The sequence below is a fragment of the Affinundibacterium seohonense genome, assembly GCF_014284305.1.
Taxonomy (GTDB): domain Bacteria; phylum Pseudomonadota; class Gammaproteobacteria; order Burkholderiales; family Burkholderiaceae_D; genus Undibacterium; species Undibacterium seohonense.
On sequence record NZ_JACOFW010000094.1, the window covers coordinates 1 to 410 of the forward strand.

General features: G+C 54.4%; 1 pseudogene. It reads right to left on the reverse strand.

Annotated features, from left to right (window positions below):
* Nucleotides 1-410, reverse strand: a pseudogene (locus H8K52_RS20700) (hypothetical protein); the annotation flags it as partial.

Sequence of the window (410 nt, forward strand, 5' to 3'; positions counted from 1 at the left end):
GATCGTTGGTTGATCGTTGTCGATGATACCGCCGTTACCTGTCACGCCACCAACAACCAATGGCAGTGTTTCTGGTGACGCGGAATCGACGACACTGTCGTTGATTGTGGCGACGGTGACCGTGAAGGTACTCACGCCAGCGGGAACGATCAGGCTGCCACCGACTAAAGTGACACCATTGCTAAATGTGGCTGTGCTGTTGTAATCAGCACCGGCTGTCGCTGTACCACCGCCTAAGTTGTAAGCATAGGTCGCTGCTACTGTTGTTGTTGCGGACAAGGAGACGGTGTAGACCAAGTCATTGCCTTCGACCACATTGTCACCAGCGACGCCTGGTGCGCCTGGTTCCACTGTGGTGATGCTTGGTTGGTCATCATCCAAGATACCGCCATTGCCTGTCACACCACCAA